Below are 20,017 nucleotides of genomic sequence, written 5' to 3'. Positions count from 1 at the left end.
AGTTCATTTCAGTTCAGGTCTGACTTGGCTGTGCTTAGTCACATTTGTAGAAAAAATTGAGGCATCATGGCGAAAGCAAAACGAGCGTATGTTTGTAATGATTGTGGCGCGGACTTTCCCCGTTGGCAGGGGCAGTGTAACGCATGTGGTGCATGGAATACGATAACAGAAGTACGTATCGCTGCATCGCCAACCGTTGCTCGCAACGAACGCTTAAGTGGCTACGCTGGTTCCGCAACAGAAGCAACGGTTCAAACGCTATCCGAAATTGATCTGCAAGAAGTACCTCGCTTCACCAGTGGGTTTAAAGAGCTTGACCGCGTATTGGGTGGTGGTGTTGTGCCAGGTGCCGCAATTTTGATTGGTGGTAACCCTGGCGCTGGTAAATCAACCCTTCTGTTGCAAACCATGTGTAGTTTATCTGCGCAAATGCCAACGCTTTACGTAACCGGTGAAGAGTCGTTACAGCAGGTGGCAATGCGTGCTTCCCGATTAGGCTTGCCGAAAGATCATTTAAAAATGCTATCGGAAACGAACGTCGACAAAATTTGCCAAATCGCCGAAAAAGAGCAGCCTCGTATAATGGTAATAGACTCGATTCAGGTGATGCACGTTTCTGATGTTCAATCGTCGCCTGGCAGTGTTGCTCAGGTACGTGAATCTGCGACGGCTCTGACACGATACGCAAAACAGAATAATGTTGCGGTATTTATTGTTGGTCATGTAACAAAAGATGGTACCCTTGCGGGCCCCAAAGTTCTTGAACACATTATCGACTGTTCGGTACTACTCGATGGTGGAACGGATAGCCGATTCCGCACTTTGCGTAGTCATAAAAACCGTTTTGGCGCTGTGAATGAGCTTGGTGTCTTTGCAATGACAGGCCAAGGGTTGAAGGAAGTGAGTAACCCATCAGCAATCTTCCTTTCTCGTGGTGAAGAAGAAACATCAGGCTCTTCAGTCATGGTGGTTTGGGAAGGCACGCGCCCTCTACTAGTAGAGATTCAAGCGCTGGTGGATTACTCGCAGTTAGCCAACCCTCGTCGTGTTGCGGTCGGCTTGGAGCAGAACCGCCTATCACTTTTGCTCGCTGTGTTGCATAAGCATGGTGGCTTACAAATGGCAGACCAAGATGTCTTTGTTAATGTGGTTGGCGGTGTTAAGGTGACGGAGACAAGCGCTGATCTTGCTTTAGTTATGGCGCTTTTATCGAGTTTTCGTGACCGTCCACTCCCTAAAGATGTGGTGATTTTTGGTGAGGTAGGGCTTGCGGGCGAAATCCGTCCAGTGCCAAGTGGGCAAGAGCGTTTGAATGAAGCGTTCAAACATGGTTTCAAGAAAGCCATCGTGCCAGCAGCCAACATGCCGAAAGGTGGCATCCCTGGCATGCAAATTCACGGCGTTAAGAAATTGTCGGAAGCTATAGAGGCTTTTGACGAGCTGTAATGCTCATAAGAATGGTATTTGTGCAATCACAAACTGTTCTATCCGTCCTCAATAAAATGCGAATAAAGTACATAAATTGCTGTGTTTGACTATGCTTTGGGGACGGAAATTTCACGTTAAAATTTTTTTTCTTCCATCCGCACGCAAGGGTATCAGTATTGACAGAATGTGATATACTCTGCGCGCACTTTATACCTTATTAACAGAGTAAGACAATGACTGATTTATCAAAATACAGAAACATTGGTATTTTTGCTCACGTAGACGCGGGTAAAACTACCTCTACAGAGCGTATCCTAAAGCTAACTGGTAAGATCCATAAGATCGGTGACACTCACGACGGTTCAACTACTACTGACTTCATGGAGCAGGAAGCTGAGCGTGGTATCACAATCCAGTCTGCAGCAACAACTTGTTTCTGGAACGATCACCGTCTAAACATCATCGATACTCCTGGACACGTTGACTTCACTATCGAAGTTTACCGTTCTCTAAAAGTACTTGACGGTGGTATCGGTGTATTCTGTGGTTCTGGTGGTGTTGAGCCTCAGTCAGAAACTAACTGGCGTTACGCTGACGAATCACACGTATCACGTCTGATCTTCGTTAACAAACTAGACCGTATGGGCGCAGATTTCTACAAAGTTGTAGATCAAGTACAGAACGTACTAGGTGCTACACCTCTAGTTATGACTCTACCTATCGGTATCGAAGAAGATTTCGTAGGTGTTGTAGACGTACTAAGCCAACAAGCTTACGTATGGGATGAGTCTGGCCAACCAGAGAACTACGAAGTTCAAGATATTCCAGCAGACATGGTAGAAAAAGCTGCTGAATACCGTGAAATGCTAATCGAAACTGCTCTAGAGCAAGACGAAGATCTAATGATGGCTTACCTAGAAGAAGGTGAAGAGCCATCTCTAGAAGACATCAAACGTTGTATCCGTAAAGGTACTCGTGATCTAGCATTCTTCCCAACTTACTGTGGTTCAGCGTACAAGAACAAAGGTATCCAACTTATTCTTGACGCGGTAATTGATTACCTACCATCTCCAACAGAAGTTGATCCACAGCCTCTAACTGATTCAGAGACTGGTGAGCCAACTGGTGAAGTTGCGACTGTATCTGCAGACGAGCCACTACGTGCTCTTGCATTTAAGATTATGGATGACCGCTTCGGTGCTCTAACCTTTATCCGCATCTACTCTGGTAAGATGAAGAAAGGTGACACAATCCTTAACTCTGCAACTGGTAAAACAGAGCGTATCGGCCGTATGGTTGAGATGCACGCGGACGAGCGTAACGAGATCGATTCAGCACAAGCTGGTGACATCATCGCTGTAGTTGGTATGAAGAACGTTCAAACTGGTCACACTCTATGTGATCCTAAGCACGAATGTACTCTTGAGCCAATGATCTTCCCAGATCCAGTAATCTCTATCGCAGTTAAGCCTAAAGATAAAGGCGGTTCTGAGAAGATGGGCATCGCGATCGGTAAAATGGTTGCAGAAGATCCATCATTCCAAGTTGAGACTGATGAAGATTCAGGCGAAACTATCCTGAAAGGTATGGGTGAACTTCACCTAGACATCAAGGTAGATATCCTTAAGCGTACTTACGGCGTTGAGCTAGAAGTTGGTGCTCCACAGGTTGCTTACCGTGAAACTATCACTCAAGCAATCGAAGATAGCTACACGCACAAGAAACAGTCTGGTGGTTCTGGTCAGTTCGGTAAGATCGACTACCGCATCAAACCAGGTGAGCCAAACTCTGGCTTCACGTTCAAATCAACAGTTGTTGGTGGTAACGTACCTAAAGAATTCTGGCCTGCAGTTGAGAAAGGCTTTGCGTCAATGATGGAGCACGGTGTTCTAGCTGGCTTCCCTACTCTAGACGTTGAAGTTGAACTATTCGACGGTGGTTTCCACGCAGTTGACTCTTCAGCTATCGCTTACGAAATCGCAGCGAAAGGTGCATTCCGTCAGTCTATGCCTAAAGCTGGCGCGCAACTTCTTGAGCCAATCATGAAAGTTGACGTGTTCACTCCAGAAGATCACGTTGGTGACGTAATCGGTGACCTTAACCGTCGTCGTGGTATGATCAAAGACCAACAAGCAGCGTCTACTGGCGTACGTATCAAGGGTGATGTACCTCTATCAGAAATGTTTGGTTACATCGGTACTCTACGTACTATGACTTCTGGTCGTGGTCAGTTCTCTATGGAGTTCTCACACTACGCACCATGTCCAACAAACGTTGCAGAGCAAGTAATTGCTGACGTTAAAGAGCGTAACGCTAAGAAGTAATTCTTAAGTTAACTCTATAACTTGAAAGCCCCGCTTAGTGCGGGGCTTTTTGTATTTAGCAGTCTTATACGCAGAGTGTGTTTGTTTTATTCCTATTTAGCGTTTGTTTTGACGATTGTTATGATGCCGTTCTAGTACTGTTGCCTTTTAGGTCAATGGTCCTAAAGTCTGGTACCACTGACTTTTCAAATATTTCTATTTCTTCCTTCAACCATTGCGCAAACAATTGAGCTTTAGGTCTTTTTAAGTAGCCTTTTGGCGCACACAAGTAATACGCAAAGTTGGGCTTGATAGCGATATCTCCAATTCGGACCAATTTGCCAGAACGAAAATATTGATGAGCTAAACTGTGTTTTACTAATGCCACGCCTTGAAGTGATAGTGCAGCCTCAAGCACGAGATGTGATCCACTGTATTTTAAGGTAGGCTTTGCTGCGCAGTGACCCAAGGTTGCTAACCACATATTCCAATCAAGATCAGGCCAAACATCTTCAATCAGCTCAGCTTTGCTTAAATCCTCGATGTTATAGATCCCGTGCTCTTTCTGGTACACCGGATGACAAGCTGGATAAAAAGCTTCGTCCATTAGCCATTGTGATTCTAAATTGGGGTACTTTCCTAAACCGTAACGAACACATAAATCTATCTGGCTATCTTGAAAAGACACCAAATCATTGGTTGGTTCTAATAGCAAGGCGATATCAGGGTGACGCTGACGAAAAGCCGTAATTTTCGGGACTAACCAATGATGAGCGAAAGAGGGGAGTGTTGATATCGAAAGGTGGTTCGGGTTTGGATCTTGATTGACTAATCTTACCCCTTGCTGCAAATGAGCAAACCCTCTTTCTGCCTGACTAAACAGTAGCTCTCCCTCTGGTGTGAGCACGATTTTTCTGTGCTGACGAACAAATAGGTCCGTGCCTAAGAACTCTTCTAAATGACGAATTTGCTGACTAATGGCCGCTGGCGTAACAAACAGTTCTTTTGCTGCCGTTTTAAAGCTTCCTTCCTTTGCTGCAACGAAAAAGTAATACAAGCTTTGTAAGGGAGGCATTCGATCTTTCACATTAGTTTTCCTTAACTCTATGGCAGATTCTATCGCTTGAGGTTATCAGCGTAGTCGCTGATTATTAAGTGGTCAACATTGTATAGGGATCTTTGAAATGGAAAACATGACACACACTTGTGAGCGTACTATACCTACTGCCCATCAGAGCGGGTTACAGTTAATTTATTCTAAACTGGCGGCTTGGAGAAGGAACTATAAGACACGTCGTCACTTGAGAGAGTTACCAAAGCACCTTTGGGACGATATTGGATTAGGTGAAAGGGAGATTAGTTGTGAAGTGAGTAAGCCATTCTGGAGAGAGTAGTCTATGAGTTTGATTCAAGCTCAAAGTTAAGTTGCACTCCCCAATGGTGTTGAGGAGTGCAAGCAAAATTACAAGTCTTCTTCCCACACGACCAATTCATCTTTTGGCCAATTGTGGCCTATCTCATGATACTTTTGTTCGAGCACATGACGTTTAATTTTAAGCGTTGGCGTCAGTACGCCATTTTCTATACTCCAAGGTTCTTTAATCATTAACACACCTTTGATTTGCTCATGAGAGGCGAGTTCTTGATTCATCCTGGCAATAACTTTACGTGTGGTACGTGCGTATCGCTCTCGATCAAAGTTAGGGAAGTCATGTGGCACAACCAAAAGAATCGGAGCGGGTAGCCCTAAACCGATGAGACACATCATCTCTACGCGACTGTACTCGAAAAGCTTTTTCTCGATAGGAACCGGAGAGACAAATTTACCTTTGGCGGTTTTGAAGTTATCTTTTTTACGGCCTTGAATCGTTAGATAACCATCTGAGTCGATAGCGCCGATATCGCCTGTGTGTAGCCAGCCCTCTGAATCAAAAGACTCTTGGGTGGCAATATCATTTTTGTAGTAGCCAGAAAATAGCCCTTTGCCACGCACCATGATTTCATCATCGGCTGCGATTTTTAACTCAATGCCTGGCCCTGCATTACCGACACTACCAATTTTGTCAGCTCTAAATGGGTAGTTGAGCGTGCTGTAGGCAAATGATTCCGTCATCCCCCAAGCCTCTGTGATATCAAGGCCCACTGAGTGGTACCATTCCAACAGCGCTGGCGAGACAGGTGCAGAGCCACAGCCTAATACTCGAGCCTGATCTAAACCTAGACCATCTGCTAGCTTTTTCTTGATCAAAGAATTGACGAATGGGATTTTCAACAGAATATTGAGCTTCTTCTGTGGAAGTTTGTCTTGAATACGTTGCTGGAATAGCGTCCATAATCGTGGGACGGAGATAAACAGAGTTGGTCGGTGCATCTTCACATCTTCGATAAAAGTGTCCAGTGACTCTGGAAATGCTGTTGGCACGCCACCCATAATCGATGAACCGAAGATATAAACACGCTCTGTAATATGAGCGAGCGGTAAATAAGAGAACAATCGGTCGTTTTCTTGGATACCAATATGATTGATCAGTTGCTGAACAGACCAACTGAATGCGCCGTAAGTTAGCATCGCGCCTTTCGGTAACCCTGATGTGCCTGAGGTATACACCAACGACATTAGCTTGTCATCGTAATGCTGCGGACGCTCTTCACTTGGCATTGCATCTGCAATGAGCGCTTGGTATTCGTGCTTACACTTTGGTGCCGTGTCATAAGGTAGAGCGATGCTAATGAGTTCAGGCATAGCATCAATGACTTGCTGAGTTGCTTTGGGATCATCGAGTTTTCCGCCAATGATCGCTTTACTTTCACTATGAGTCACACAGTATTCGATGGTATCTGCACCGGCGGTAGGAAAGATTGGCACACTGACATAGTCACCAAGCATCATAGCAAGATCGCAAATAAACCATTCTGCACAGTTTTTAGATACTAACGCAACTTTGTCGCCAGGCTTTACACCAAGCGAGCGTAGTGCGCTGACAAGTTTTAAGGCTTGATCTGCAACATCAGAGAATGTGTACTCAACAAACTGTCGGTTAATAATTTGTTTTAGGTAGACCTCATTTGGACGCTCTTGAGCCCATTTGAGGATCATTTCATTTGGTGGTGGGAGAGCGCAACCAGCAGCGCTATTTAGATTCGGCTGATTCATTTTAAGTGACTCCATGTCTTCTCATTGTATTTATAATTGTTAACGCATTGTTAACTTTAGCATGTTAAATCGCGACACGGGAATGCATTTTGATGAAATATGTGGGGAAGATAGCGTTAGTTATGGTTGAAGTCGGAGCGACTCGATCTAAAAAGCAATGTGATTGATGCTACGCAAAAGAGAACAGGCTTTTCAGCTGTTATGTCATACCGACTTCATACTAAGAGCACAGGTAAGCAATTTATTTTATTAATAATATTGCGAAAACATAGAATCTATCCTAATTATTTATTAACTAGTGGCTTAGTGTTGAAGATAAGTATAAATGTCTCCTAATTTCTTCAAAGCGCCAAACTTAAAGGTATGTCGTGGTTTTGAAGTAGCTATACTAATCTTACTTTGGAAAGTTAGGAGCTTCACCTCAAGCTATTGCCTGAGATTACTTGGGTACGATCATCAGCAAAAGGAAAGATGTGATGTTACGGAAGACTTTACTGGGTACCTATCTTTGTAGTTTATTCATTGCGGGGAATGCATATGGTGCTGAAGGAGATGATATTCCTCAGCGTGCCCAAACGGTTGGTGATGTTATTGAGCGCCCAGGCGTTCTCACACCTAAAGGTAAATGGTCATTTGATTCGTCTTTAAGCTATACACAAAACTCTTCAAACAAAGTATCTGTTGTTGGGTATACAGTCTTACCAACTCTGATTGTTGGGCGAATTGAAGTGAGTGATTCGGATAGGACTACAGTAACCGTTGGATTAACTGCTCGGTACGGTTTAACAAACGCCACAGAGTTAGAAGTTAGAGTGCCGTATGTGTATCGTAATGACCAAGTTTCTACGCGCCCCATTCAAGATGGTTCAAACAGTGAAGTAGTAAACACAACGGTGGATGGCGGAGGGCTTGGTGATGTAGAGTTCGCATTGAGGCACCAGTTTAACTTTGAGTCTGCGCCATACTGGGTAGGTGGCCTTAGAGTAAAGTCGGATACAGGACGATCGCCTTATGATGTTTCTATTGAAGATGGAAGCAACTCATTTAGTGATGTCCCTACAGGTTCGGGTTTTTGGAGTTTTGAGCCTAATTTATCTCTTATTCACCCTGTTGATCCTGCGGTCTTGTTCGCTAGTCTAAGTTATATTTATAACTTAGAGGATACTGTTACAGTTGGCGACACAAAAGCTGATGTTGAACTTGGAGACACTATTTCTCTTTCAGGGGGAATGGGGTTTGCGGTGAATCCTGATCTTTCATTCTCTTTAGGACTTAGCCATAAAACTATTTTAAAAAGCAAAGTAAATGGCAGATCGGCAGATGATGCTAAGTTGCTTCAATTAGATGCATTAACTTTTGGTATAAACTATGCCTTTAGTGAACGCTCATCTATCAATGTTAGTGCTCAAGCTGGTCTTACAGAAGATACTCCCGACTTTCAATTAACAGTACGAGTACCTTTTAATTTGTAAAATGGATATTAGGCCCTTGAGTCTTGGGCCTAATTTATCGTTAGCGCCTAGTGTTCGCATTATAAATTGATTGGATTATATTGGATAAAGTAGGTATATATTCTTAAAATGATGGTGGCCGATTGATATATCGAACTTTCTTTTGGTATGTAATCATAGATATCAGTCGTTTCTAATATCAAAGAAGCTTAACGTGACAATTTTTCAGATAAAAATGGAAATGCTCATTGAAGGTGGTTCAATAAGGCGTCTTCTAATTGTTGGTTTGCTTTGATTTCCCGTATTACCCCATTTACTTGAGCATCAATGTCTACGAGCGTGCTAAGTCCAATAATACTGTTATCTTTCGTGTTTTGAATAATATTGATAATACTTGAATTTATAAAGTCTGAACTTATTATATTAGGATTTTGAGACGAAGGCATTTTGGGTGAATCTATAGAATCATCTCCAATAATATTGCCTTCACCAAATTGTATGATGTTAACAATACCCTGGTTGAAAACATCTCCACTTTGATTTTCACTATTTGCGCTAATGTTTTTTAAATTACCATTTTCAATTACTAAGTTGGCAATATTTGTGTTCAAAATATCATCGCCATTTATAGTCGTAGTAATGCTTAATCCAATATTAATAATATACTCGTCCGTAATTTGGAAACCACCTCGATATTCTTCTAAAGATAAATTTGAAAGAGGAGTAAGTTCTTTCAGGCCAACATCTTTAGCATTCACATTAAAATGAGGTATTAGCATACAAAGCACTAACAAAAATTTATTGTAGTTCATAATGTAGGCCTTTCAGGTTGTTAAGTTCTTAAAGTTATTTAAAACAATGTTATATTAATTTTCACCGGAAACTGGGAGAGTAATGCTAAATACCCCTAAGGAATCTCTAGACACTCCTGTTTTTAATGGTGATCTTTGATATACGGTGAAATTATCATTGGTTATAAAGCTAGACCGTCCCATTTCCGCTTCGTTACGGACCAGTAACACAATTCCTTGGTAATATTTTTCAAACTCATCCAGTTTCATTATCATGGTTCCTCTAGAAGGGTCTCCTAGAATAACTGAGTGATTGTTTATACCTCTGATGACAACAAAATGCATATACCCGTCGAAATTAACGAGAGTAATCCCAGGGACGCCGACTTCTTTAATTTTCTCCAGTCCTACTTGAAAGCCGTCAGAACGTAACCCTATGGAATCCAAGTAAAACTTCATATCCAACAAAGAAAAACCTTTCTCTTTGATTTTTTCTTTATCACCTTTTTCAAACATGCTTTTGAAGATATCTTGTTCAGATGACTCTGTTGCATAATGAAAAGTGAGAAGAGAAGCCAGGGCGGCAGAGCCACAGCTGAAGTCATACTGTTGGCGAAAAACATCACCGAACACTATTTCTTTGTAGCTTTTAACAGGAACAGAGTAATGTGCTCGGTAAGGTAGCAGTTCTAATGAAATGGCTGATGCTGAATAAACGAGCATCAGCCAAATTAAGTTATTTAATACTTTCATATTGTTTACTTGAGTGTCAGGTTAACGACGGTAGAGTTCTGGATTAAAACGTTGTTTCCGCTGTTCTGAATTACGTTGGATATACCCGAACTGTCTGCGAACGCTCCACTTGATAGTATATTGTTACCACTCACGGTGTTTGACGCGACATTATCTGACGAAATACCATTGATATCTGATTCTGCATAAACCAAGTCGAGTTCAACATTTTGTCCACCTCTTGATTCATTCATGATATCCAAGCTAACTTCTCCGCCAGATAATGCAATGTCATCAGCGAGTGCAGTGCAGGCAACTATCATACTCAAAGTACAGATTGCCAAACGCATCGCTTTCTCCTACTAGTCGGTTACTCACCCCCAGTAAACACACTTGCATTAGTTGTAACAGATTGTTGTACAAGTGAATTTGAACCAGCATTCTGACCAACGGTAGTAATACCAGCTGCACCACCAAGACCACCAAGGGTGTTCATGTTTTCAACTCGAACTCGAGTATCATCCGCGTTAGTTGCATAAATAACTGATGCACCTGTAACACCACCCATTAGGCTTGAGCTCGCAACAACCATATCTGTATCCATATGGACTTGATTGAAGCTATCAACATTTGTTGAGCTCGAGTCACTTTGATAGTTACTATTGTCGTTAAAGCTGTTCGAGTTTGTTGTGCTTGAATCAGCGTAGCTACGGTTATCACTCTGGTTACGGTTGTCGCTTTGATTACGATTATCGCTGTTATCGTTAAAGCTACTGTTGATACTAGAGTCACTGTTGTCGTTGTTGCTACGTCTTACAGTAGTACTAGAGTCGCTGTTGTCGTTGTGGCTTCTATTTGTGTTAGTACTTGAATCACTACTATCACTATTTAGGCTCACATCAAGATCAGCACTGGTACTGTTGTCGTTAGCGTTAGACGTACTATTGTCGTTGTGGCTTTGAGCTGTGTTAGTGCTCGAGTTTGAGTTGTCGCTGTTGTTATTAAAGCTGTCATCAACACCAAGAGTTGCACTGTTGTCAGTGTCGCTGTTGTCGTTGAAGCTATGACCAATACCTAGTGACGCACTATTATCGCTGTTGTCGTTGAAGCTATCACCAACACCGAGAGATGCGCTATTGTCACTGTTATCATTGAAGCTGCCAGATAAACCGATATCGGTATTAGCGCTGTCAGTCCATTGCATGTTGTCGTCTCCATCATCGATCTCATTCGCGATTAGAGAGCCACTAAATAAAATTGCTGACATTGCTAAAGCAAGCCCTGTTTTGTTTAGAGTCATAACGATTACTCCATTTCCTGTTATTCCTGATTAAAAATGACTGCACTTAACTTCTTGCTGCTTCCTTCAAATGTTGTGGGAAGCGATGAAATTATAAGAAAGGATCAGTGAAAGCTGTTCTCATTATTGAGAATGATTCAGGCTGGAAGGGAGTATTTAGGTACGTCTATTTAAAGTATTAAAGAAAAAAATAACATAATCATAATGTTATTTTTTGTATTTACTTTAAGTACTCATCAAGTATGAAATGAAGCCAATATAAAGAAGTAATTTGTTCTATTGCACTGAGCGGAGCAGTCATCCATTTTTTATAAATGGCATTTTATCCAATTATTATCTTTATTATTTAATATTATAAATCATATCCTTATGCTAACACAGGTTGAAAAGTATGGATAAAAACACAACAGGTTCATACTTTTTAAGTCTTTTTCGGTGCTGAAAAGCAATGCGATATCATTCTGAAGTGCTATATTTTCTACTTAAAATGAAGATAAATTCTCTTTGCTGCCTCCAATTAATTTTCTAACGGGGGTTGGTGAAACAGGTAAGTTAATGTGGTGGGACTATGGAAAAGAAGCACTTGATACTGCTAGCTGAGAGTAATTTACAAAGTAACTTAATAAAAAAACAGCTGTCTTCCATTCATGATGTCGATGTAAAGATAATGCAACCAGATGAAGTGGTGTTCAGAAGTCACTCACTCAGTATCGATTTGATGTTTATTGATTACGATTTTATGCGTCAGCTTGAAGTACAAGGAAAGTTACCAGATTTTGATCTATTTGGGTGGTCCTTTATGCTTCACAACGTCCCTTGTGAAAAAGTACAAACGGACTTACTGCATTGGAAGTTGTTAAAAGGAATTTTGCTCCGAAGTGCATCAGTGACACATATATGTGATGGCGCGGAATACGTACTGAAAGGTGGGTTGTGGCTACCAAGAATGTACCTAGAGAAGTTAGTCCTCAATTATCGGCATGCAAATTTGTCCGAAGAACAGCAGCATGATGAGTTAACATGCAGAGAAAAACAGATTCTAGAGCTACTTGTGTACGGCATTTCAAATCAACAAATTGCTTCAAGACTTTTTTTATCTGAAAGTACAGTGAAAAGCCATATATACAAGTTGTACAAAAAACTCGATGTCCATTCTCGTCATGATGCAGTTAAGTTGGTAAGAATGAACAATGGCTTAACCGAGAGAAGTTAAGTCATAATTTGTGATGCTCTTTTTATCGGGGTCTGTTCCGTTTTCACTATCTAATCTAATCTAAGCAAGGGCACTCGTATTTGAGTGCCCGTGGTTTATCTAGATTCAATAGTTGGCGTATCAGCAGGCTACATCATGCCCGTGACAAGGCCTGCTGCCACAAAAAACACGATCATCCATAGTACCGAAAGGTTGAGCTTTTTGTGTAGATAGAAACCCGCAATCACTAACGCCATGTCGATGGGAGCAACAACTGCGCTGCTAAATACTGGCTGGTAAAGTGCCGCGAGTAGTAACCCTACTACCGAGGCATTTACACCGTTGATGGCGCCGGAGACCAGCGGTTTGCCTGCCAGTGCTTGCCAGTTCTTAAGAACGCCAAGTAGTAAAAGAAACCCAGGGAGGAATACGCCAAGCGTTGCGATCAGAGCGCCTAAAATTGGCGTATCCGAAAGCTCATAACCGATAAAAGTAGCAAAGGTGAACATTGGCCCCGGTACAGCTTGTGCAGCGGCGTAGCCTGTTAAAAATGCATCTTGGCTGAGCTGGTCGCCAACAATGTTTTGCAGAAGCGGCAGAACCACATGACCGCCACCAAACACTAAGCTACCAGCTTGGAAAAAATCACTAAACAGCCCAAGCAAAGGTAACGTATGAGCCACTAACGGTAAGCCGAGTAAAAGCATCGCAAATAGAGCTAATGGCGCGATAGACGGTTTAAACGACTCGGCTGATGGCGCGGAGTCTTTCTTCAGATATCGCATTCCGACAAAACCTGCTGCGATCAACACGAACATTTGCGTCATGATGCTTGGTGCCACCAGCAACGCAATCGCAGTCGCGACGCACAAACCCGCGGTCAGTTTACTTTGGCAGAAGTTTTTGTACATGCCCCAAGTCGCATCCGCCACGACGACGACTGCGAGCAGTTTTAGGCCGTGAACGATGTTTTGGAACACTGCGGTGTCGGTGATTTGGCTGCTCACCATCGCCAGCGCCAACATGATGACCACTGAAGGAAGCGTGAATCCGACAAATGCTGCGCATGCGCCATCTAAACCGCCACGTTTATAGCCTAAAGCAAAGCCAACTTGGCTTGAGCCCGGTCCCGGCAAAAACTGACTGAGCGCGACAATTTGCGCGTACTCGCTGTCATCAAGCCATTTCAGTTTCTCAACAAAGGTTTGGCGAAAATAACCAATATGAGCCGCCGGGCCGCCGAAGCTGAACCAACCCAGCCAGAAAAAAGTTTTGAATATGGTGAACATGTCGAGCCTGTTTATCTAAAAAGCATTGTTGCTAATTTATCGAATGCTCTAAAATGACTCAAATTGATGATTTTAATTTCATCTATGAATGAAATGGGATGAGGATGTTGGAGTGAAAGAGGACATTCAGTGGCGCAACATTGACTTGAACTTATTGGTGACGTTTTCCTACTTGTATCGCTATCGAAGCGTTAGCGTCGCGGCAGAGAAAAGTTACGTTAGCCAGTCGGCGATGAGTCATAGTTTGTCTCGTTTAAGGTTGTTGTTTGACGACCCGCTTTTTGAGCGAAAAGGGCACAAGATGGAGCCCACCGAGCACGCTCACCACATCGCGCCAACTGTGCATCACTTGTTGGATTCTATCGCCAAAGACTTGCTCACTAAGTCTGCCTTCCAACCTGAAAATTACGCGGGTGTATGTCGCATCGGGTTAACGGATTATGCCGAGTTTATCTTTGCTCCTCGGCTTTATGACGAAATACGCCAGCGCGCCCCAGAGGCGCAGATCAGTTTTATTAACGTCAATCGTAGCAACTACGTGGCATTAACTGAGCACGAAAAGCTCGATGTCATTATTGGCAGCATGCCGGTGTTGGATGACAACTTTGAGAGCTTGTACTTGTACACCGAAAAACACGTGTGCATGTGTGATAAACAGGTGTTGAAAGGGGAAACACAGCTGTCTCTGGAAGCGTTCGCGAACATCGAGCAAGCTCTGGTAAGTCCCGATGGGAGCTTAAAGACACAAGTAGACCAAAAGCTCGCAGAACATGGCTTGAGCCGCAAAGTCACCGTGGCGTCGCGCAACTTTCTCACTATTCGGCATCTATTGAAAAAGCGCGATCTCATTGCCATCGTGCCAGAAAAAATGGCGTTGGCGGAGGGCTTTTCGGACGATCTCATTACTGTTAAGCCGCCGATCGCCGTTGCGGATTTTGATATTGCCATGCTGTGGCATTCCAGCCGAAACAATGAAGACAAAGGCATTTGGCTACGCGAGTTGGTTTCTTCGACCATCACCTCTAAATGATAAACATTTGGGGCACTCATGGTGCTTAGAGTTATTTGTTGTTGAACTTCTTACTACCTGCTGAGTTATCGGCGTTATACCGAAACAGTACTGATTGTGCAAAATGAATGTCTTTGGTTGGGGGGGATGTTCCAGATTTAACTCATAAAAGAGATTAATGGAAAAGGTATCATTGAGTTGTACCACGTAGTTTAAGCTCTGTTTGCACGTATACATGAAGAGGTTGTAAGCGTCCATCTCGGTATTTTTCCACCAGTAAGTTCACTCCCTGAGTTCCCATCAACTCAGAGTGAATACGAATTGTAGACAACGGCGGAAAGGTAAAGCGAGCAGTAGGAATATCATTCATACTAATCAACGTAATATCCTCTGGTATCTTTAAGCCAAATTCATGGATTGCACGTACTATGCCAATCGCGATGGAGTCTGAATCAATGAATACTGCTTTCGGGAAGTCACCTTTGGCTAGCATCTCTTTCGCTAAGTTATAACCGGACAAACTAGAGCAGGCACAATAGTGTATATCTTGTTCTGCGACCACGCCTTTTAGATAGCCATAGTCCAAAAACACATTTTCACGAGTGTCAGCTGCGTCGTGCTTGTCTTGACCGCCAATATAACCGATGCGGCGGTAGCCTCGTTGTACAAAGAAATCAACTACTTGCCTACTGATTCGAATAAGGTCGACATCAACGCAATCATAAGGGCAGGTAGGATCTGAAAAGTTTATGTAGCAGATGCTATCGGCTAGACGTTTAGGTAATTTATCTACTACCTTTTGGTCGACATTTCCGACTAAAAGGACACCTGTTATCTTTTTCGTTTCAACATCAATTTCACTGTTATAGCAATTGGTTAGCGTAATACCTAATTTGTCGCATTGCGTTTCAATCCCATGACGAATTGATAAGTAGTAAGGGTCATTCACCTCTGTTTCTTGTTTGTAGTTATATAAGGCTAAAAAGTGATGTTTTTGCTTAACTTCTTTGATGCCTTTCTTCGAGCTACTGGTGCGGTACTCCAGTTTTTCTGCAATTTCCAAAATGCGGTATTTGGTTTCTTCTTTAACGCTCAACGTTGGGTCGTTGTTCAAAACCCGCGATACGGTTGCAAGTGAGACGCCTGCTTCAATGGCGATATCTTTTAGCTTTGCCATGTAAATTTCCCGTTGGCACTGCCCAAGTGTGAGCTCAATAATCTGACTATTTTAAACAGCTACTTAGATATGCACAAACCTTTAGTAAGACAGTCCTAAACACTTTAAATCATCATATCAAGCCAAATTGTTTTCATGAAATAGACTCTATTGAGTAATAAATAAAGCCGTAAACGTAAGGATTATATTGCTGTAAAAATACTGAAAAACGCGACTGGTTTGGAAACTTGCTACTTGTGGTAACTCTAGTACTTAATAGGACTCGAGCTGTTTAGAGTTTAATCAAGCAAACGTTTTATTGTTCATGTTTATGTTTTGTGTCTCATTTTATAAACAAATCAATAGGAAAGTATTCAACTCTATTTATAATCTCCGCGCTTTTAAAAGCTGTCTAACAGTATGAAAAATTAGGAAATTATAATGAAAAAAGTATTGCCATTATTGGCTTTAGGTGCAGTGGTTGCTTCAGCATCAGTTCAAGCAAAAGGTAACTGGTATGTTGGTGCTGATTTGGTAAATTCAGATCTTAAAGTTAAAAGCTTGTCAAAAGATCTTTCTGCGACAGGTCTTAGCCTTGCTGTAGGTAAAGAGCTTCAATATTCAGAAAACTTCAAACTAGCTTTTGAAGGTGAGTACATATACTTTGGCGACTTTGAAGAAACATTTTCTTACATGGGGTGGCCGGTTAAATTTAGTGTTGATGCTTCTGCGTTCAATTTCAATGCGAAGCCTAAATACCAATTTGCAGGTACAGGCTTCTATGTTGGTGCGATTGCTGGCCTTGGTGTAATGAGTGTTTCTTATGAAGTGAAATCATCTAGCACTGTTACCGATGATGGTCGTGATGTAGGCTTTAACTACGGTGTTGAGGCTGGTTATGAGTTCGCTTCAGGTTTGGTTGTATCTGGTGGCTACCGTGCTTCTTCGGTAAGTATTGATGCCGAAAACGGTGGCAGCGAAGATTTTGATTTTGACAGCCTGTACGTTGGTGTTGATTACAAGTTTTAAGCTCGCGTAAGCAAAACATAGATACTAAAAAGGAGCCGTTAGGCTCCTTTTTTTATTAGATTATCAATCAACTCATAATGGTGATCTTGTACGCCTGCAAGGTTGCCATATTTGGGTTGGTGGCGGTCATTTTCTTTCGCGTGTTGCCAGCCAATGGTGTGACGCACAAAATGCTCTGCAAACGCGTGGGAAACTTCCAAGCAACCTGCCAGTACGGTATCAACATAACTTTGCATGATTGGGCTCTTTTCGCATGGTGGTAGTGGCTCGTCTTTTACGTAAACCCAAATGTCATGTTCTTGGTTAAAACTCGCATCTGTTTCGATTTGATCTGGCTGAAGTTGAATACGATGATAACCTCGCTCACGGCGGTCGAATTCTGCGAGCGCTTCTTCATTTACTTCGAGTAAAACGCCATTAACCTGTCCATCGCCTTGGTTCACCACTAATGGAGAGAGGCTGTAGCTGTCGTCAATCTTCCCCCAGTAGCGAACCAACCCATGTGCTATGACGGGAATGGCTTCTCCCGTTTGTCCGGTTAACTTACGCGACGCAGAATTAATCAAACTGCCATAGCCAAATATGTACATTGTCGTTGCATCCCTTAACTGATGGTTGTGTCTCTCACCGTTTATACCTAACCCGCATCTGAAGCACAACTTTACCTCTTAAGTATAATCTTAATTATAAACATGTATTTTTTATACATGTTTATGGTAGCATCAATATGTAGTTGAGTTAACCAGCATCGAGAGACGCTTGAGGGCAAGATAATGCTGAATATCACCGATAAAAAAGTAGAAGAAAAAATCCCCGCATGGCTGCGATTAGGCTTTCGGCCGTTTTTTCTGTTTGGGTCGATTTACGCCATTGTTGCGATTGCGTTGTGGGTGTGGATGTTCCAAGGCGGACAGCCAAACGCATTAGCCGTGCCTGCATTGTGGTGGCACGTACATGAAATGTTGTTCGGTTTTTCGATGGCCATTGTAGTTGGCTTTGTACTGACCGCGGTACAAAACTGGACTGGCATTAATGGTACCAAGCATTACATGCTTCTGGCTTTATTTGGCTTGTGGTTAGTGCCCCGCATATTGCTTTGGACACCAGCACCGTTATGGTTAACCAGCAGTATCGAAGCGGTATTTTTACTGTTTGTCGCCTATGAGGTGGGCATTCGTGTGTATCGAGCCAAAGGTTGGCGTAATTTGTTTTTCGTTCCACTGTTTCTTTTAGCCATCTTTGCGAACTTTGCAAGCTACGCAACGATAAAAGGTATGCCGCCCTTTAGCTCTTCAGCGGTGTGGCAAGCAATGCTGTGGTGGTTTACCTTGCTGTTGTCAGTGATGGGCGGACGTGTGATTCCATTTTTTACTGCGCGTCGATTTAATTTCGAAAAAGCGCAACCATTGGCTTGGTTAGAGTGGTTCGCGAACTTGCCATTGGTAATGCTATTTGTGCTGAGCTTTTTCCCTGTGACGTTTGCAGAACTAGGTAGTCCTTTGATGCTATTTGCAGGTGTTGCTCAGTTGGTGCGTTTTGTTCGCTGGAAACCTTGGTTAACCCTGAGCGAGCCTTTAGTGTGGTCGCTGCATGCTGCGTATTTGTGTTTACCACTAAGCTTAATTTTGCGAGGCGTCTGGGGAGATGCATTTGCCAGCCATAACCTCATTCACCTGTTTGCGATAGGTGCGTTAGGCGGTTTGATTTTAGCGATGATTACACGGGTGACGATGGGACATACTGGTCGCATGATCTACAAAGGGCCAAACATGAGCCTTGCGTTTGCAGCAATTACCGCGGCAGCTTTGGTTCGCAGTTTCGCCGTGATCTTTGATCCAGCGAACATGATACTGTGGATTGATATCAGCGGCGGATTATGGATTGTTGCGTTTGGGCTATTTGTGTGGCGCTTTGGTGTGATGCTTGTGACCCCTCGTGTGGATGGTCACCCCGGATAAGATTCTAATGTGAGTAGAGAAAAGAGGAGCCGCGTGCTCCTCTTTTGGTTTTTGTTCTTTATAGGTTTAGTGTTTATTCGTCTTCGTCGTCCGCTTTATTCGTGAGCCCCAAGCGTTTAAATAGCCACCACTCTAGACCAAAAATGACAATTAAGGCGATGCAGAACCAGGTGAATGCCATGGTGGATTCCACGCCTGGCATTCCACCAACATTGATACCGAGTAAACCTGTTAAGAAGCTGGTTGGTAGAAAAATCGTTGCTACCAAAGTAAACAGGTAACTGTTTTTATTGGTTTTCTCATCACGATGATGTTTGATCTCTTCTTGGAAAAGCGCCACTTCTCCAAGATAAAACTCAAGTGTTTCATTTATGCGCGTAATATTATTGTGTGCGAAGCGATATTGATGAGGTCTCAAAGCAATCAATTCTGATTCTGACTCCACAAGATCACGGATAGCGTACTGCTGAGGGCGAATAAAACGCTTGATAGAAATCAGTGCTTTTTGAGTCGCCATATGTTTGTACGTCGACTCATCATTCACGTCGAACTGGTTTAGTGTTTCTTCAATCGTATCAAGGTAAATGTCTATTTTACTGTTTAATCCTTCAATGATCTGATGAAGTAAACTGGCAAGACTTTTTGGGCCTTTGTGTTCCGCTAATGCTTGGCGAATCTCCATGATCGCGCGTGATGGAATTTTACGAGTTGAAATGAGTGCGCCTTGAAAGTAGAGAATTCGAATACTAAGCATATCTTCTGGTGATGCATTGCCGTTCATATTGACGCCTCGTAAAATCAACATGAAGTTCTCGTCATCCAAAGGATGGAAAGATGGTCGACTTTCGTCGGCTAATAGATGATCAACCGTAGCTCGAGGTACTTGGTTTTGCTCCAGCCAACCACGAATATCAGGATGCAGCCGTTCGCAATGGTACCAATGCTTAGCTTGAATTTGCTCTGCCGTGGTGGATTGTTGAGTTGCTTCTGGGGTTGAGAAGTCCCAATGTTCAATCATAAAACCCATTTTCTTTTCCTTGTTTGAGCCGATACCAAAATAACCTCAAGATACTTCTTTCGCGAGAATTGCATTGCCATACAGAGGCAATGCTCTGAGTACGGTACTCTGAAGTCATTGATGCATTATTTTTCAAATGAGTATGATTGTATTTAATGCCAAATGTCTATGAATAGTTGTTCTTATTTGCAATCGAGTGGAGCGCAC

Annotated in this window: 18 protein-coding genes; 8 read left to right on the top strand and 10 right to left on the bottom strand. The window is 42.7% G+C overall.

Going from position 1 to position 20,017, the window contains the following annotated elements; all coding sequences use genetic code 11:
- Nucleotides 1-66: 66 nt before the first annotated feature.
- Both radA and fusA read left to right on the top strand, forming a co-directional pair.
- Complete coding sequence (gene radA / locus R7Z41_RS11020) at nt 67-1,446, top strand: DNA repair protein RadA (RefSeq protein WP_005386443.1); 1,380 nt, start codon at nt 67-69, stop codon at nt 1,444-1,446.
- A 215-nt stretch (nt 1,447-1,661) separates the two neighbouring features.
- Nucleotides 1,662-3,752 carry an elongation factor G gene (fusA, locus tag R7Z41_RS11015; protein WP_005386444.1) on the top strand — a complete coding sequence of 697 codons (2,091 nt, stop codon included), beginning with the start codon at nt 1,662-1,664 and terminating at the stop codon, nt 3,750-3,752.
- Nucleotides 3,753-3,870: 118 nt separating this feature from the next.
- Here the strand turns inward: fusA and R7Z41_RS11010 are convergent, their stop codons facing one another.
- A complete protein-coding gene (locus R7Z41_RS11010; RefSeq protein WP_005391685.1) occupies nt 3,871-4,818 on the bottom strand; it encodes a LysR substrate-binding domain-containing protein in 948 nt (315 codons plus the stop codon).
- A gap of 97 nt (nt 4,819-4,915) precedes the next feature.
- On the opposite strand from R7Z41_RS11010, the gene R7Z41_RS11005 reads away from it, so the two are divergent.
- Nucleotides 4,916-5,125, top strand: coding sequence for a DUF1127 domain-containing protein (locus R7Z41_RS11005; protein ID WP_005380156.1), 210 nt, complete (start codon nt 4,916-4,918; stop codon nt 5,123-5,125).
- A gap of 68 nt (nt 5,126-5,193) precedes the next feature.
- Here R7Z41_RS11005 and R7Z41_RS11000 read toward each other — a convergent pair whose 3' ends face one another.
- Nucleotides 5,194-6,885, bottom strand: a complete 1,692-nt coding sequence (locus R7Z41_RS11000) for an AMP-binding protein (protein ID WP_005391687.1) — start codon at nt 6,883-6,885, stop codon at nt 5,194-5,196.
- Between the two features lie 476 nt (nt 6,886-7,361).
- On the opposite strand from R7Z41_RS11000, the gene R7Z41_RS10995 reads away from it, so the two are divergent.
- Nucleotides 7,362-8,357, top strand: a complete 996-nt coding sequence (locus R7Z41_RS10995) for a transporter (protein WP_005380160.1) — start codon at nt 7,362-7,364, stop codon at nt 8,355-8,357.
- Between the two features lie 224 nt (nt 8,358-8,581).
- Here the strand turns inward: R7Z41_RS10995 and R7Z41_RS10990 are convergent, their stop codons facing one another.
- Genes R7Z41_RS10990 through R7Z41_RS10975 form a run of 4 tightly spaced genes read right to left on the bottom strand, consistent with a single transcriptional unit; the run spans nt 8,582 to nt 11,159 of the window.
- Complete coding sequence (locus tag R7Z41_RS10990) at nt 8,582-9,148, bottom strand: hypothetical protein (protein ID WP_005391689.1); 567 nt, start codon at nt 9,146-9,148, stop codon at nt 8,582-8,584.
- 54 nt (nt 9,149-9,202) lie between these two features.
- Nucleotides 9,203-9,880, bottom strand: coding sequence for a C39 family peptidase (locus tag R7Z41_RS10985; RefSeq protein WP_005380165.1), 678 nt, complete (start codon nt 9,878-9,880; stop codon nt 9,203-9,205).
- Between the two features lie 5 nt (nt 9,881-9,885).
- Nucleotides 9,886-10,209 (bottom strand): hypothetical protein, encoded by a 324-nt coding sequence (locus R7Z41_RS10980; RefSeq protein ID WP_005380167.1) that lies wholly within the window; start codon nt 10,207-10,209, stop codon nt 9,886-9,888.
- A gap of 20 nt (nt 10,210-10,229) precedes the next feature.
- The gene (locus tag R7Z41_RS10975) at nt 10,230-11,159 is read right to left on the bottom strand and encodes a hypothetical protein (RefSeq protein ID WP_005391691.1); all 930 of its coding nucleotides are present in this window, start codon (nt 11,157-11,159) and stop codon (nt 10,230-10,232) included.
- A 568-nt stretch (nt 11,160-11,727) separates the two neighbouring features.
- Between R7Z41_RS10975 and R7Z41_RS10970 the strand changes: the two genes are divergently transcribed.
- Nucleotides 11,728-12,372: a helix-turn-helix transcriptional regulator gene (locus tag R7Z41_RS10970; protein ID WP_005380169.1), complete on the top strand. Its 645-nt coding sequence runs from the start codon at nt 11,728-11,730 to the stop codon at nt 12,370-12,372.
- Between the two features lie 128 nt (nt 12,373-12,500).
- On the opposite strand, the gene chrA is transcribed toward R7Z41_RS10970, so the two are convergent.
- Entirely contained in the window at nt 12,501-13,640 is a 1,140-nt protein-coding gene (gene chrA / locus R7Z41_RS10965; protein ID WP_225477697.1) for a chromate efflux transporter, read from the bottom strand.
- A gap of 112 nt (nt 13,641-13,752) precedes the next feature.
- On the opposite strand from chrA, the gene R7Z41_RS10960 reads away from it, so the two are divergent.
- A complete protein-coding gene (locus tag R7Z41_RS10960) occupies nt 13,753-14,670 on the top strand; it encodes a LysR family transcriptional regulator (RefSeq protein ID WP_115386440.1) in 918 nt (305 codons plus the stop codon).
- Between the two features lie 169 nt (nt 14,671-14,839).
- Here R7Z41_RS10960 and ebgR read toward each other — a convergent pair whose 3' ends face one another.
- Nucleotides 14,840-15,826, bottom strand: coding sequence for a transcriptional regulator EbgR (ebgR, locus tag R7Z41_RS10955; RefSeq protein WP_225477695.1), 987 nt, complete (start codon nt 15,824-15,826; stop codon nt 14,840-14,842).
- A gap of 420 nt (nt 15,827-16,246) precedes the next feature.
- Between ebgR and R7Z41_RS10950 the strand changes: the two genes are divergently transcribed.
- On the top strand, nt 16,247-16,834 hold the full coding sequence (locus R7Z41_RS10950; protein ID WP_017820436.1) for an outer membrane beta-barrel protein: 588 nt from the start codon (nt 16,247-16,249) through the stop codon (nt 16,832-16,834).
- Between the two features lie 38 nt (nt 16,835-16,872).
- On the opposite strand, the gene R7Z41_RS10945 is transcribed toward R7Z41_RS10950, so the two are convergent.
- On the bottom strand, nt 16,873-17,424 hold the full coding sequence (locus tag R7Z41_RS10945; RefSeq protein ID WP_025768214.1) for a gamma-glutamylcyclotransferase family protein: 552 nt from the start codon (nt 17,422-17,424) through the stop codon (nt 16,873-16,875).
- Nucleotides 17,425-17,607: 183 nt separating this feature from the next.
- Between R7Z41_RS10945 and R7Z41_RS10940 the strand changes: the two genes are divergently transcribed.
- Nucleotides 17,608-18,792 (top strand): NnrS family protein, encoded by a 1,185-nt coding sequence (locus R7Z41_RS10940; RefSeq protein WP_005391701.1) that lies wholly within the window; start codon nt 17,608-17,610, stop codon nt 18,790-18,792.
- 73 nt (nt 18,793-18,865) lie between these two features.
- Here R7Z41_RS10940 and R7Z41_RS10935 read toward each other — a convergent pair whose 3' ends face one another.
- A complete protein-coding gene (locus R7Z41_RS10935) occupies nt 18,866-19,819 on the bottom strand; it encodes a CorA family divalent cation transporter (RefSeq protein ID WP_005391702.1) in 954 nt (317 codons plus the stop codon).
- Nucleotides 19,820-20,017: the final 198 nt, after the last annotated feature.

This window comes from Vibrio sp. 1457 (assembly GCF_033340195.1).
Lineage (GTDB): Bacteria > Pseudomonadota > Gammaproteobacteria > Enterobacterales > Vibrionaceae > Vibrio > Vibrio alginolyticus.
The sequence above is the reverse complement of the archived record's forward strand: the minus strand, read 5'-3'. Positions and strand labels throughout refer to the sequence as shown.